General features: G+C 71.5%; 11 protein-coding genes. 8 read left to right on the top strand and 3 right to left on the bottom strand.

From position 1 onward, the window contains the following. Window positions 1-8: 8 nt before the first annotated feature. Window positions 9-731, top strand: a complete 723-nt coding sequence (locus tag HSO01S_RS08155) for a TetR/AcrR family transcriptional regulator (RefSeq protein WP_245635937.1) — start codon at window positions 9-11, stop codon at window positions 729-731. Between the two features lie 82 nt (window positions 732-813). Here HSO01S_RS08155 and HSO01S_RS08150 read toward each other — a convergent pair whose 3' ends face one another. Further along, complete coding sequence (locus HSO01S_RS08150) at window positions 814-1,677, bottom strand: SDR family NAD(P)-dependent oxidoreductase (protein ID WP_066040266.1); 864 nt, start codon at window positions 1,675-1,677, stop codon at window positions 814-816. 254 nt (window positions 1,678-1,931) lie between these two features. On the opposite strand from HSO01S_RS08150, the gene HSO01S_RS08145 reads away from it, so the two are divergent. Next, on the top strand, window positions 1,932-5,657 hold the full coding sequence (locus tag HSO01S_RS08145) for a TM0106 family RecB-like putative nuclease (RefSeq protein WP_066040264.1): 3,726 nt from the start codon (window positions 1,932-1,934) through the stop codon (window positions 5,655-5,657). On the opposite strand, the gene HSO01S_RS08140 is transcribed toward HSO01S_RS08145, so the two are convergent. Then, window positions 5,629-5,919: a hypothetical protein gene (locus tag HSO01S_RS08140; protein ID WP_066040262.1), complete on the bottom strand. Its 291-nt coding sequence runs from the start codon at window positions 5,917-5,919 to the stop codon at window positions 5,629-5,631. The genes HSO01S_RS08145 and HSO01S_RS08140 overlap by 29 nt on opposite strands. A gap of 70 nt (window positions 5,920-5,989) precedes the next feature. Here HSO01S_RS08140 and HSO01S_RS08135 point away from each other — a divergent pair, with 70 nt between their 5' ends. The 3 genes from HSO01S_RS08135 (at window position 5,990) to HSO01S_RS08125 (ending at window position 9,376) form a co-directional block, all read left to right on the top strand. Continuing rightward, window positions 5,990-6,481: an SRPBCC family protein gene (locus tag HSO01S_RS08135; RefSeq protein WP_066040261.1), complete on the top strand. Its 492-nt coding sequence runs from the start codon at window positions 5,990-5,992 to the stop codon at window positions 6,479-6,481. Then, window positions 6,478-8,982: an ATP-grasp domain-containing protein gene (locus tag HSO01S_RS08130; protein WP_066040259.1), complete on the top strand. Its 2,505-nt coding sequence runs from the start codon at window positions 6,478-6,480 to the stop codon at window positions 8,980-8,982. Before HSO01S_RS08135 ends, HSO01S_RS08130 begins: the two co-directional genes overlap by 4 nt. An 88-nt stretch (window positions 8,983-9,070) precedes the next feature. Further along, on the top strand, window positions 9,071-9,376 hold the full coding sequence (locus HSO01S_RS08125) for a helix-turn-helix domain-containing protein (protein ID WP_066040256.1): 306 nt from the start codon (window positions 9,071-9,073) through the stop codon (window positions 9,374-9,376). A gap of 29 nt (window positions 9,377-9,405) precedes the next feature. Here HSO01S_RS08125 and HSO01S_RS08120 read toward each other — a convergent pair whose 3' ends face one another. Continuing rightward, window positions 9,406-9,711, bottom strand: coding sequence for a hypothetical protein (locus HSO01S_RS08120; RefSeq protein WP_066040254.1), 306 nt, complete (start codon window positions 9,709-9,711; stop codon window positions 9,406-9,408). Between the two features lie 235 nt (window positions 9,712-9,946). Here HSO01S_RS08120 and HSO01S_RS19680 point away from each other — a divergent pair, with 235 nt between their 5' ends. Genes HSO01S_RS19680 through HSO01S_RS08105 form a run of 3 tightly spaced genes read left to right on the top strand, consistent with a single transcriptional unit; the run spans window position 9,947 to window position 13,267 of the window. Continuing rightward, entirely contained in the window at window positions 9,947-11,404 is a 1,458-nt protein-coding gene (locus tag HSO01S_RS19680) for an ABC transporter ATP-binding protein (RefSeq protein WP_306306981.1), read from the top strand. After that, window positions 11,380-12,948, top strand: a complete 1,569-nt coding sequence (locus HSO01S_RS08110) for a hypothetical protein (RefSeq protein ID WP_066040252.1) — start codon at window positions 11,380-11,382, stop codon at window positions 12,946-12,948. The genes HSO01S_RS19680 and HSO01S_RS08110 overlap by 25 nt, the downstream gene beginning before the upstream one ends. A 22-nt stretch (window positions 12,949-12,970) precedes the next feature. Further along, complete coding sequence (locus HSO01S_RS08105; RefSeq protein WP_066040249.1) at window positions 12,971-13,267, top strand: DUF3039 domain-containing protein; 297 nt, start codon at window positions 12,971-12,973, stop codon at window positions 13,265-13,267. The last annotated feature ends 33 nt before the right edge of the window (window positions 13,268-13,300 follow it).

Genomic DNA, 13,300 nt, shown 5'->3' with positions numbered 1-13,300 from the left:
CTGGAGGCGTGAACACTCAGACCGAGGAGAAGGCTGCGACGACGCCGCCCGACCTCTCCACCGACCCCGATGCCGCGGCCGAGATCGAGACCACGGGCGACGACGTCGCCGAGACCCCCGGCCCCCGCAAGCTGGGCCGCAAGCGCGACCACTCCCGCGACCCGGAGATCCTCGACGCCGCCCTCGATGTGCTGGCCGAAGAGGGCTACGACGGGATGACGATCGACATGGTGGCCGCCCGCGCCAAGGCCGGAAAGGCGACCCTCTACCGCCGCTGGCCCTCCAAGGGCGAGCTCGTGGTCGACGCCGTCGCGTGCATGAAGCGAGGCGATCTCGACCTCGACAACCTGCCTGACACGGGGACTTTGCGGGGCGACCTCCTGGCGATGGTGAAGCCTCGCACGATCGTGGATGCGGGGCGGAAGCTCCAGATCATGGCCGGCCTGATGTCGGTGCTGAGCCGTTCGCCGGAGCTCGCGAGCACGATCGACGCCGCCATCGTCGAGCCGCGCGCGCAGGTCAACCGCATCCTGCTCCGCCGGGCCGTCGAACGGGGCGAGATCGCTGAGACCATCGACATCGAGGCGATCGCGTTGATCGCGCCCTCCATGGCCGCCTACCGTTCACTGGTCCGGCAGCTGCCGGTCGACCGCGACTTCCTGATCTCGGTCATCGACGGGATCGTGCTGCCGGCGGTCGGACTCCCGGGCGGGAAGACGGCCGAGGCCTGAGCCGCGGTTCGGGGCTCACGCTCCGGTTCAGCGGTCACGCGCGTTTCAGCGAACGAGCCCCTTCCCGCGAAATCAGCCGCGGTCAGCGCACGAGCGCCGAGCTGCGGTCCCACAGGGCGGCGGCGAGGGCGGGATCGTCCGCACCCTTCTTCAGGGCGGCCGGCTTGCGCTTCGCGTAGTAGCCGCCGCTCCGCCAGCCACCGTTCTCCTCGCCGGCGTCCTCGATCCCGCCATCGGGCGGGGTGCTCGCGAGCCAGACCAGGGTGTCCGCGCCCTGGTCCGGGGTGCGGATGAGGTGCTTGAGCGGCGTGCGGTAGAGCAGTCGCAGAGTGCTCTTCGATCCCTGCGAGAACCCCGTCGCCACGACGCCGGGGTGGAACGCGGCGGCCGAGATGCCCTGGTCGTGATAGCGGCGGTGCAGCTCTCGGGTGAAGAGGATGTTCTCGAGCTTGGCGTTCCCGTAGGCCAGTTCCGAGCTGTATTTGCCGCGCAGCTCGAGGTCGTCGATGTCGAAATCGCTGTACAGCCGGTGGGCGACGCTCGAGGTCTGGATGACCGTGGCGCGGCCGGCCGTGAGGCGGTCCAGCAGCAGCGTCGTCAGGAGGAACGGGGCGAGGTGGTTCACCTGGAAGGTGAGCTCGTGGCCGTCGACGGTCTCGGTGCGAGGGCCCATGAGCCCGCCCGCGTTGTTCGCGAGTACGTCGATCCGCGGATAGCGGTCGCGCAGCAGGTCGGCCAGGTCGCGCACGTCCTCGAGCCGGGCGAAGTCGGCGGTGAACCAGGCCGCGTCCCGGCCGTCCGGACCGAGACCGGCCGCGACCGCCGCGGTCTTCTCCCGCGACCGCCCGACCACGACCACCTCGTCGCCCTGGGCCGCGAGGGTGCGTGCGGCCGCCGCGCCGATCCCGTCGCTCGCGCCCGTGATGACCACTGTCCGTGCTGTCATCGCCCGCTCCGATCCCCTTGAGATTGCTTCGCTCGGATCCTAATCCGCCCGGCTGTCCGCAGCCCGTGCCGGGCGGCCGGCGCGGAGGCCTGTGTTTTGGTGCTGGTGTTGGTGCTGGTGCGCCGGCCTGGGCACGGCGATGTCGGCGGTCCCGGTTAGTCTGGCGGCGGCCCCGGGGTTCTACATCCCGGTCGGCCGCAGGAGTCCGAGCACGAGTACGGGCACCAGCACAGGCCTGAGCACAGGGAGAGCGGATGATCGTCGTCGGCGAAGCGGGCACCCCCACGACCGTGCTCTACAGCGCCACCGATCTCACGGCGGCGGCCAGCTGCGAGTTCGCGCTCGTGCGTCGGCTCGATGCCAAGCTGGGGCGGATCGATCCGCTCCCGGAGGTCGTCGACGACATGCTGGAGCGCGCCGCCCGCCTCGGCGACGTCCACGAGCTGCGCACGCTCGAGGCCTACCGGCTCCGCTACGGCCCCTTCGATCCCGACCGCGGGCGGGGCGTCGCCGAGATCGAGCGCCCGCCGCGCACCGCTCCCGACGAACTCGCCCGGGCCGAGGCGCTGACGCTCGAGGCGCTCCGCGCGGGGGCCGACGTCGTGTTCCAGGCGACCTTCTTCGACGGCCGTTTCCTCGGCTTCGCCGACTTCATCGTCCGGACGGGAGACGACACGGAGGCCGGTGAGCCGGTCTACGAGGTCTACGACACGAAGCTCGCGCGACACGCCAAGATCACCGCGCTCCTGCAGCTGGCCGCCTACTCCGAGCAGCTCAGCCGGCTCGGGGTCCCGCTCGGCGAGGAGGTGCACCTCCTGCTGGGCGACGGCACGCGATCGACGCACCTCCTCCGCGACATCCTGCCGGTGTATCTCGATCGGCGTCGGCGCCTCGAGGAACTGCTCGACGGGCGGATCGGCGCCGACGTGACCCCGGTCGAGTGGGGCGACGAGCGGTACACCGCGTGCGGGCGCTGCGACGTCTGCACGCCGGAGGTGGCCGCGCACCGCGATCTGCTCCTGGTTGCCGGGATGCGGCTGACCCAGCGGTCGCGCCTGCGTGCGGCCGGCATCGCGACGCTCGACGAGCTGGCCGACTCGTCGGGCGAGGTGCCGGGGGTCGGCGCCGCGACCCTGGAGGCGCTCCGAGACCAGGCGCGGCTGCAGCGCGACGGCCGGCGCGCCCTGACCTACCGGGTCTTCGATCCGGCGGCGCTCGATGCGCTGCCGCCGCCTGATCCCGGCGACATCTTCTTCGACTTCGAGGGCGATCCGCTCTACTCCGAGCCGGGGCCGGACGGCACGCGCGCCGAGTGGGGCCTCGACTACCTGTTCGGCCTCGTCGAGCACGGCCCGGCGAAGGCGGGGGCGACGGTGTTCCTGCCGTTCTGGGCGCACTCCTACGCCGAGGAGGCCGTGGCGCTCCAGGGCTTCCTCGATCACGCCACCCGACGGCTCCGCGAGCACCCGGGGATGCACATCTACCACTACGCCGATTACGAGCGGGCTCACCTGCAGTCGCTCTGCGCCCGGCACGGAGTGGGCGAAGAGCAGCTCGACGCACTGCTCCGAGCTGGCGTGCTCGTCGACCTGTACCCGGTGGTCAAGAAGAGCGTGCGGGTCAGCTCGCCGTCGTACAGCCTCAAGAAGCTCGAGCCGCTCTACATGGGCGACCGGTACCGCGCCAGCGAGGTGACGAACGCGGCCGACTCGATCACGGCCTACGCCGAGTACGTCGCGCTGCGGGAGGCGGGGGAGACCGATCCGGTGGCCGCCGAGGCCGCCCGGCACCGGCTCCAGGAAATCGCCGACTACAACGAGTACGACTGCGTGTCGACGCTGGAGCTGCGGAACTGGCTGCTCGGCCGCGCCGTCGAGTTCCACGCGCAGGAACGGGCACGGCTGGCCGTTGCCGGTGACCGTGCTGCTGACCGTGATGCTGACGGAGACGGCGTCGGTGAGGCCTTCGGCGGCGGACTGCTCACGGAGGATGGATCCGGGCTGGCCGGTGGCGGCGGCGGCACCACTCCGGCTTCCGGATCAGCCGACGCGCCAGCCGCAGCGCCGGACGAGCTCGATCTGGAGCCGAGCGCGCTGCACCGGTCGCTCGCCGCATGGGCCGCGCATCCGGCTCTCGTCGAGCGCCCGGCCGACCGGCTCGCCGTCGCCCTCGCCGCGGCCGCGATCGACTACCACCGGCGCGAGGACAAGTCGTTCTGGTGGGAGCACTACAACCGCCTCGAGCAGCCCCTCGAGGAGTGGGCCGACACGAGGGACGTGCTGACGGTCGAGGCCTCGGTCGTCGACCGTGAGTGGTACCGCGACCCGGGGCAGCGGGCGCTCCGCCGCCGGTTCCGGGTCCGGGGCGAGCTCGCACCGGGCAGTCGGCTGGAGGAGGGCGCGCGCGGGCGGTTCTTCGTCTACGACCCGCCGCATCCGTGGCCCGCTCCCCGCTCGCGTCGCACCGACCGGGTGGCGCACGACCGCACCACGCTTCGCGAGGTGGTGGAGCTCCCGAACGGCATCACCCAGTACGACTTCGAGGAGTCGCTGCCGATGACGGGGGAGCCGTACTCGGCGGTGCCGGTCGCGGTGACCCCGTCGGCCCCGCCGAAGACGGCGTCGCTGCAGGTGGCGATCGCCGAATGGGGGCAGCAGCTCGCCGACGCCCTGCCGTCCTTCCCCGCCGACCCGGCCGTCGACATCCTGCGCCGGGCCGCACCGCGGAGGCGCGACGGGCGTGCGCTCGAGACGGTGGGAGAGGGAGCGCGGGGCGCGATCGACGCCATCCGCGACTCGCTGCTCGCCCTCGACGACTCGTACCTCGCCGTGCAGGGCCCGCCGGGAACCGGCAAGACCTACACCGGGGCGAGGGTGGTCGCCGATCTGGTCAACCGTCACGGTTGGACCGTGGGCGTCGTCGCGCAGTCGCACGCCGTGGTCGAGAACATGCTCGACGCCATCGTGGCGGCGGGGGTCGACCAGGCGCAGGTGGGCAAGGTCAGTTCCGATCCCGGGGCGCGGTTCACCGTGCTCGGCACGAATGGGCTCGCCCGGTTTCTGGCCGGGGCCGCGGCGCGCGGACGCGGTGCCGTCATCGGCGGCACGGCGTGGGATGCGACGAACCTCGGCCGCGTCGGCCGCAAGCAGCTCGACCTGCTGGTGATCGACGAGGCCGGGCAGTACTCGCTCGCGAACACGATCGCGGTGAGCGTCGCCGCGCGCAACCTGCTGCTGCTCGGCGACCCGCAGCAGCTGCCTCAGGTGACCCAGGGCACGCATCCGGAGCCCGTCGACGCCTCGGCCCTCGGCTGGTTGACTGAGGGGCACGACGTGCTGCCGCACGAGCTCGGCTACTTCCTCGACGTCAGCTGGCGGATGCATCCCGCCGTCTGCGCCCCGGTCAGCGCGCTCTCGTACGAGGGCGAGCTGCACTCCGAACCGCACGCGACGACCGCCCGCCACCTCGACGGGGTCGAGCCCGGCCTGGTGCGGCATCCCGTCGCCCATCACGGCAATGCGACCGAGTCGATCGAGGAGGCCGAGCGGGTGGTGGCGATCGTGCGGGACGCGGTCGGCCGGCTCTGGACCGACCCGGGCGACGAGAACGGCCCGCGCGCGCTCGAGGCCTCGGACGTGATCGTCGTCGCCCCGTACAACGCTCAGGTCGAGTGCCTCCGGGCGCACCTGTCGGCGGCCGGGTTCGAGGGCGCTGCCGTCGGCACGGTCGACAAGTTCCAGGGTCGGGAGGCGCCGGTCGCGATCGTGTCGCTCGCCGCATCATCGGCGGCGGAAGTGCCCCGTGGCATCGCGTTCTTGCTGATGAAGAACCGGCTCAACGTCGCGATCTCGCGCGCGAAGTGGGTGGCGCACCTGGTCTATTCGCCGGCGCTGACCGACCATCTGCCGGCGAACACCGGTGAGCTGGCGACCCTGTCGGCGTTCCTCCGGCTCACGGCAGGGGCTCCCAGCGCCCCTTGACCTGGCGGGTGACCTGCCAGGCGATCGGGTCCATCGACACGCGGGTGCCGTCGATGCCCTGCTCGGCGATCAGGAAGGCGGCCCGGTCGTCGTCGGCGGTGAAGCGCACGGTCACCCGCGGCGCCCCGGCCGAGATCGCGATGTCGGAGGCCTCGACGGTGGTGTAGTCGGCGATCGCCTGGGTGAGGGTCGGCAGCACGTCCTCGGGGCGCACTCCCATCTCGAGGGGGCCGACGATCATGGTCACGCGGTAGGAGGGCATGGCTCCAGCGTAGGGGAGGGAAGGTGCTGGGCCAGGGCAGCGCGACGACCCGGCGCGCTACGGTGTGCAGATGGAATTCGTGGAGTTCTCGGTCATCGGCGACACCGCGGTCGACGCGCAGCGGGCGTTCGACCGGGTCGTGCCGCGCGACGACAGTACGCTCTTCCACCGGTTCCTCGTCATCCCCGCCGTCACGGGCGTCTCGGAGCAGACCGGCCCGTGGACGCGGCCCGGCGAGCAGCGCACCGTGCACCTGTCCGACGGCAGCAGGTTCCGTGAGCACCTGGTGCGCTACGACCGGCCTCCGGCTCCGGATGCTCGGGGCCGCTTCGACTACGACGTCACCGACTACACGAAAGTGCTCGGTCGCCTGGTCTCGGACGCCCGGGCGCGCTGGGAGTTCGCGCCGGCGGCGGGCGGGTCGACCATCCGCTGGAGCTACGGCTTCCGGCCGCTCCCGCGCCGGCGTGCGCTCGTTGCACGCGTGATCGGGCCGATTTGGATGGCGTACATGCGCCGGGGTCTCGCCGAGTGCATCCGCGTCGCCGAGGGCGGAGCGTGACCGCAGTCCTCCTGACGGGCTCGCGCGCCCCGGCGACGCTCGAACTGGCCCGGCAGTTCGCGGCTTCGGGTGCGTTCGTCGTCGTGGCCGACTCGCAGCCGGCGCTCGCGTCGGGGTCGAAGTCGGTCGGGAAGGCCTACCGGGTGCCGTCGGCACGCTTCCGCCCGCGGGAGTTCGCGGCGGCGATTGCGGGCATCGCCCGGCGCCATGCAGTCGACCTGGTGATCCCGTGCAACGAGGAGATCTTCTGGCTGGCCGCGGTCGTCGCCGAGGCCCGCGAACGCCGCGCCCGCGGTGACGCCGGTTCGCCGCTCGGGGCAGAGACGTCCGTCATCGCCGGGATGCCTCTGTTCGCGCCTCCACCCGACACACTGCGCAGAGTGCACGACAAGGCGGCGTTCTCGGAGCTGTTGGGCACACTCGGCATCCCGCAGCCGGACACCACGATCGTCGCCTCCCGCCTGCAGTGGCGCCGGTTGTCCGAGAAGCGGCGACGGGCGGCCCGGGCGGCCCGAGCGGCCGGCTCGGGGCGTGCGACAGGGGCGGTGGTGTCAGGGGCGCTCGTCGTGAAGCCGGCGTTCTCCCGTTTCGGCGCGCGGACACTGTTCGTCGGGACGGGGGAGGAACTGCCCGATCCGGGTCGTGTGACGCGCGACGAGCAGTGGGTCGTGCAGGAGCGGGTCGTCGGCGACGAGTTCAGCGCCCACGCGGTTGCGGTGGCGGGGCAGCTGACGGCCTTCGTGTCGTACCGGTCGGTGTCGCGGGCCGGCGCGGGTGCCGGGGTCGCGTTCGAGCGACTCGACCCGCGTGGTCCGGCCGCGGTCGAGGCCCGTCGCATCGCTTCGCTGCTCGCCGCCGAACTCGACCTCACCGGTCAGTTCGGTCTCGACCTGATCGAGCGGACCGAGGCTCGCCCCGGACCCGACGACTCCCGGCTCGGGCAGGCCGGCCGGCCCGAGCCGGCGGGCCGGCCTGGGCAGGTGGTCGTGCTCGAGTGCAATCCCCGTGCGACGAGCGGGCTGCACCTCTTCACGCCCGCCGACGACCTCCCCGCGGCCTTCGTGCGTCCCATCGATCCGTCTCGGCCCGGCCCTGTCGTCGAAGGTGGACGGGCGTCGGCGCGACTCGGTCTTCCCCACGTGCTCTACGGCCTCCCCGCCCTGCGTTCGGTGGCCGACGTGCGGCGCTTCGCCCGGCAGCTGCGGTCGCCGGACGTCCTTCGGTCTCCGGGCGACGCGGTACCGCCGGTCATCCTCGCGCGTTCGCTCGCCGTGCAGCTGTCCACCGCGTTCCGCGCGCGGGTTCCCTTGCTCGCCGCCTCTACCCACGACATCGAGTGGAACGGCGAACCCCTCCTGGCCGATCGGGCCCCGGTGGCACCGCGGGCGGGCGAATTCGTCGCCGGCTTCACGGAAGCTGCCACGGCCCCCGGATGCCACCCGCTGGTCGAGAACGCGGACGTCGTCGTGGAGGGGATCGAGGCGGCGGGAATCCTGCTCCCTCTCACTCGTCCCCGCTCAACTTCCACCGACCATCCCGTCACGATCCCCGCGAGCTACGTCGTCTCGCCGATCACCCACTACGTGCACTACGCCCGCGAAGAGTTGCGGCTGGTCGAGTCGAGGGCCGCCCGGGTCGCCGGCAGCGCGGCGTTGGCGGTGCTCGAGCGGGTGCTCCGCGCCGGGCGCGCCGACGACGTCGCGATCGTGGGGAACGCGCTCGTCTCGACCAACCTGCTGCCGGACCTGGGGGAGGCCGCCGTCGCCGACGTGACCGGGCGGCTCGCCGCCGCGCATCCGGAGCTCGCAATCGCCTGGCGAAGCGTGCACGGTCGCGGCAGCCGCCTCCCGGAGTCGCTGCGACAGAACGGGTACCGCCTCATCCCGTCGCGGAGCGTGCTCTTCGCGCCGACGCGGGACGCCGAGTGGGAGAGCCTCCGCGACGTCGGGCGCGACCGCGCCCTGCTCGAGGGATCGGGCTACGCCGTGCGCCCCGCTGAGATCGACCCGGAGACGGGGGTCTCGGGTCGCGCGACGCTCGAGCGGATCGCCGAGCTCTACGGCATGCTCTACCTCGGCAAGTACTCCCGCCTGAACCCCGATTACTCGCCCGAGTTCATTGCGCTCGCCCAGCGCTCGGGTCTCCTCAGCTTCCTCCTCCTCGAGCGGGACGGACGGATCGACGGCGTCATCGGGTACACGGTCGCGCACGGCCTGCTGGCCGCTCCCGTCGTCGGGTACGACACGACCCTGCCGCAGGAGGCGGGGCTGTACCGGATGCTGAGCTACCTGATCGCCCGCACCGCGCACGACGAGAGCGCCGACCTGCACGCCTCGAGCGGCGTCGCCGACTTCAAACGCCATCGTGGGGCGGAGCCCGAGCTGGAGTACTTCGCCGTCTACGCCCGGCACCTCGGGATCGGGCGCCGTGCTGCCTGGGCGGCCCTCGACCTCCTCGTCTCGCGGGTGGCGGCACCGGCGGTACTCCGGGCCGGTCTCTGATGGCGCGCGTGGCTCGGACGATATAGGTACAAACGCATGCATCCTGTGCGCTCTGGCTGCACGAGCATGCGGCAGGTAGGCATGATGGGTGACCACCGTTCATTCCGATGCCGCCCGACTGCTCGGCACCCGCATCCGCGAAGAACGGCAGCGCTTCTCGATCAATCAGATGGAGCTGGCCGAGCTGGCCGGACTCCACTTCACCAATCTCGGCAAGATCGAACGCGGCCAGGCGAACCCCTCGTTGCACACCATCCTCCGGATCGCGACGGCCCTCAACATGAACCCGGGCAGGCTGCTCGAGGGGATGACCGCTGACCTGCTGCCGGACCGCCCGCACAAGGTGACCGTGGCCGACCTGATCCGGGCCCGCGAAGAGGCCGAGAAGCGCTGACCGCGCCGCGCCGCCCGCGGTGGGCGCGCTCAGAAGCTCACCCGCCACAGGTACTCGTCGCCGTTCGGCCGGAACCAGCGGATGATCAGGATGGCCGACACCTCGAGCGTCGAACCGTGGATGCGCAATCGCACCTGCTGACCGGGATGCAGCAGGAGCGGCGGGGTCGCCCGCATGAGCCCGGCTCCGTGCAGGGTGAACGCGAGCCCGCGGAGGGTTTCGCGGCTGATGTTGGTGAGCCAATAGCTGTGCGGAGCGTCGCGACGATCGAGCTGCAGCGGCACGGCGTAGGCGGCGGACGGGGTGTCGAGAGGTGTGAGGTGAGTGCGTGCCATGAGGGTAGTAGTAGTGCGGGCTACCGACGATCGGGGCCGGTGGCGGGGTGGGGTCGGGCGGATGTGGACAACTCGGGCGGTGAGGGCGTCTGTGGTGGAGGGGCGTTCACGTCGGATGTGTATCGTTTCTGTTTCGCGATGCGTCACCACCCCTCCGGAGGTGTCAGACTAGGAACTTCGTGAACGCGCGTGGAGGCCTCGTGCGTGGCCGGATCGGGATTGATAGGTTGGTGCGGTGAGCTCAGAGTCAGACACGCCGGACGCCGGGGGAGCACCGTCGGGCGGTGCCCGTGCCCCGCGCCGTGCCCCCGCGAAGTCGGCGACGTCCTCGGCGTCGGCGACGGGTCGTGCCCCGGTGAAGCGTGCACCCGCGCAGAAGTCCGCGGCCACCCCCAAATCGACCACCGCGTCGAAGCCGGCGACCGCCGCGAAGTCGGCGACCCCGGCGAAGCCCGCTGCCGCACGTCGGCCCGCCGCCGCCAAGACCACCGCCGCGAAGACCGCTGCGGCGAAGGCAGCCGCAGCCAAGGCTCCCGTCGTGAAGGCTCCGGCCGAGGAGCCGGCGACCGATCTCCCCGAGACCGAGACCGCTCTGACCGAGATCCCGGCGGCCGAGTCCGCGGCGACCGAGTCCCCGGCGGCCGAAACCGAGACGAACGTCGCACCCGACACCGAGCTCGTCATCGAGACCGACTCCCTCGCCGACCTAGAAGCCCTGATCGACGAAGCCGACGCCACCGACACCGACACCGCGGCCGACACCGAAGCCGCCGTCACCGCACCCGCCCCCAAGCGTCCCGCCGCCCCGCGCAAGCCCGTCCAGCGCGCCGACGCCTCCCAGCCCGCCCGCGCCCCGCGCACGCCGAGAACCCCGGCCCGCCCCCGCATCACTGCGAAGTCGATCCCCTCCGTCGTCCGCGACATCGACCCCACGAACATCGTGTTGTCGATCTCGGGGCTCGTGAAGAAGTTCGGCAGCACCACCGCCGTCGCCGGCATCGACATCGACGTGCCACAGGGGTCGTTCTACGGCATCGTCGGCCCGAACGGCGCCGGCAAGACGACGACCCTCTCGATGGTCACCGGGCTCCTCCGTCCCGACGGCGGCTCCATCACCGTGCACGGCAACGACGTGTGGCGCGACCCGGTGGCCGCGAAGCGCCTGATCGGCGTGCTGCCCGACCGCCTGCGCCTGTTCGACCGCCTGACCGGTCGCCAGCTCCTGTACTACTCCGGCACCCTCCGCGGCCTCGACTCGGCTACGGTCGCCCAGCGCAGCGACGACCTCGCCGCCGCCTTCGGGCTCGAGGAGGCCCTCGGCCGCCTGGTCACCGACTACTCCGCGGGCATGACGAAGAAGATCGCGCTCGCCTGCTCGATGATCCACTCGCCGCGCATCCTGGTGCTCGACGAGCCGTTCGAGTCGGTCGACCCGGTCTCGGCGGCCAACGTCGTCGACATCCTGCAGAAGTACGTCGAGGGCGGGGGCACGGTCGTGCTCTCCAGCCACAGCATGGACATGATCCAGCGCGTCTGCGACCGCGTCGCCATCATCGTCGAAGGCCGCGTGCTCGCCAAGGGCACCGTCGACGAGGTGCGCGAAGGCGGCTCGCTCGAGCGTCGTTTCGTCGAACTCGCGGGCGGCCGCAAGAGCGCAGAAGGCATGGAATGGTTGCTGAGTTCCTCCGACTGAAGTTCCGGCTGATCGGCAACGTGTTCGCGCGTCGCCCGTCCCAGCTGGTGGGCATCCTGATCGGGGTGCTCTACGGTCTGGCGATGGCCGTCGCACTCGTGATCGCCCTGGTCTCCCTGCGTGACGCCGAGCCCGTGCTCGCCCGCACGATCGTCGTCATCGGCGGATCCCTGGTGGTCGCCGGTTTCTTCTTCCTGCCCCTCGTCTTCGGGGTGCGCGATTCGATGGACCCTAGGTCGTTCTCGCTCTTCGGGGTCACGGATGCGAAGATCGCGCGAGGCCTGGCCGTCGCGTCGCTGTTCAGCGTTCCGTCGCTCGTGGTGACGGTCGTCGCCTTCGCGGCGATCGTGACGTGGTCGCGTTCGCCCGGGTCTGCCCTGCTCGCGGTGGTCTCAGCCGTGGTGGCCTCGGTGACCTGCATCCTCGGCGGTCGCTTGTCCGTCTCGATCGCCTCCTTCGCCCTGAACACCCGCCGCGCGCGGGAGATCGGGGCCACCATCGGGGTGCTCGCCATCCTCGTCATCGTCCCCGGCATCGCCCTCGTGATGATCGTGGGCGGCTCCTCGGGCAACGGGTTCTTCGTCTCGCTCGAGAGCGTGCTCAGCTGGACCCCGTTCGGCGCCGTCTGGGCCGTGCCCGCCGACGCGGCGAACGGCCAATGGGTGTTCGCGGTGCTGAAGCTGCTGATCGCCGTCGCGACCGTCGCGCTGCTCTGGCTGGCCTGGCGCGGGCTCGTCTCGCTGATGCTCGTCACCCCCGGCCGCGAGCAGCCCGAGCGCGACCACGCCGGCCTCGGCTGGTTCGGCCGCACGCCGACGACCGCGACCGGTGCCGTCGCGGCACGCTCGCTCACCTACTGGGCTCGCGACGCCCGCTACTACGCGCAGCTCCTGATCGTCCCGGTGGTGCCCATCGTCGCGGTGGCGGTGCTCGCCTTCGTGGGCGTGCCGATCGAGTACACGGCGCTCCTCCCGGTTCCGGTCATGGCCGTGTTCATCGGCTGGGTCGTGCACAACGACGTCGCCTTCGACAACACCGCCGTGTGGCTCCACGTGGTCGCCGGCAGGGTGGGCCTGGCCGACCGGATCGGCCGGATGTTCCCGGCCGTGTTCATCGCGATCCCGCTGATCGGCATCGGCTCGTTCCTCAGCGTCTTCTTCGCGAACGACTTCGACGCCCTCCCGGCGGTGCTCGGTGCGAGCACCTGCCTCGTGCTCAGCGGCCTCGGCCTCGGCAGCATCTTCTCCGCGCGCTTCCCCTACGCGGCGGCGCGACCGGGTGACAGCGCGTTCAGCCAGCCCCAGTCCACCGGGGCCACCTCGGTGATCGCCCCGGCGTTCTCCTTCGTCGGAACCGTGCTGCTGTCGCTGCCGTCGATCATCTACGGCGTGCTCGGCGTCTTCGTCGACCCCGAGTACTACTGGATGTCGCTCTGGACCGGCCTCGGCGTCGGCTTCGTCGTCCTCGTCGGCGGGGTCGCGGCGGGAGCAGCCATCTTCAACCGCCGGGGGCCCGAGATCCTCGCCGCCGCCCAGCGCAACTGAAACCCGATCTAGAATCGTCTCCATGAACACTCCGGCATTCGCACGGGTCGACGAACCCGGCGGTCTCCCCGACGGCGGAGGCGGCACCACCACGCTCGACCGCGAGCTCGAAGACCTCCTCAACACCGAGAACATCGATCCGGGTGACCACGAGCGCTTCTCGCACTACGTGGAGAAGGACAAGATCCTCGAGTCGGCGATGACCGGGAAGCCCGTGAAGGCCCTCTGCGGCAAGAAGTGGACCCCGGGGCGCGACCCCGAGAAGTTCCCGATCTGCCCCACCTGCAAAGAGATCTACGAGCGCCTGCTCGACGAGTAGCGAGGTCGTCACGCGCCTGCTCGTCGAGCGAGC

The organism is Herbiconiux solani NBRC 106740, assembly GCF_001571005.1.
In the GTDB taxonomy this organism is placed as follows: domain Bacteria; phylum Actinomycetota; class Actinomycetes; order Actinomycetales; family Microbacteriaceae; genus Herbiconiux; species Herbiconiux solani.
Note: the sequence above shows the minus strand (reverse complement) of the source record. Positions and strands in the feature narration are given on the sequence as shown.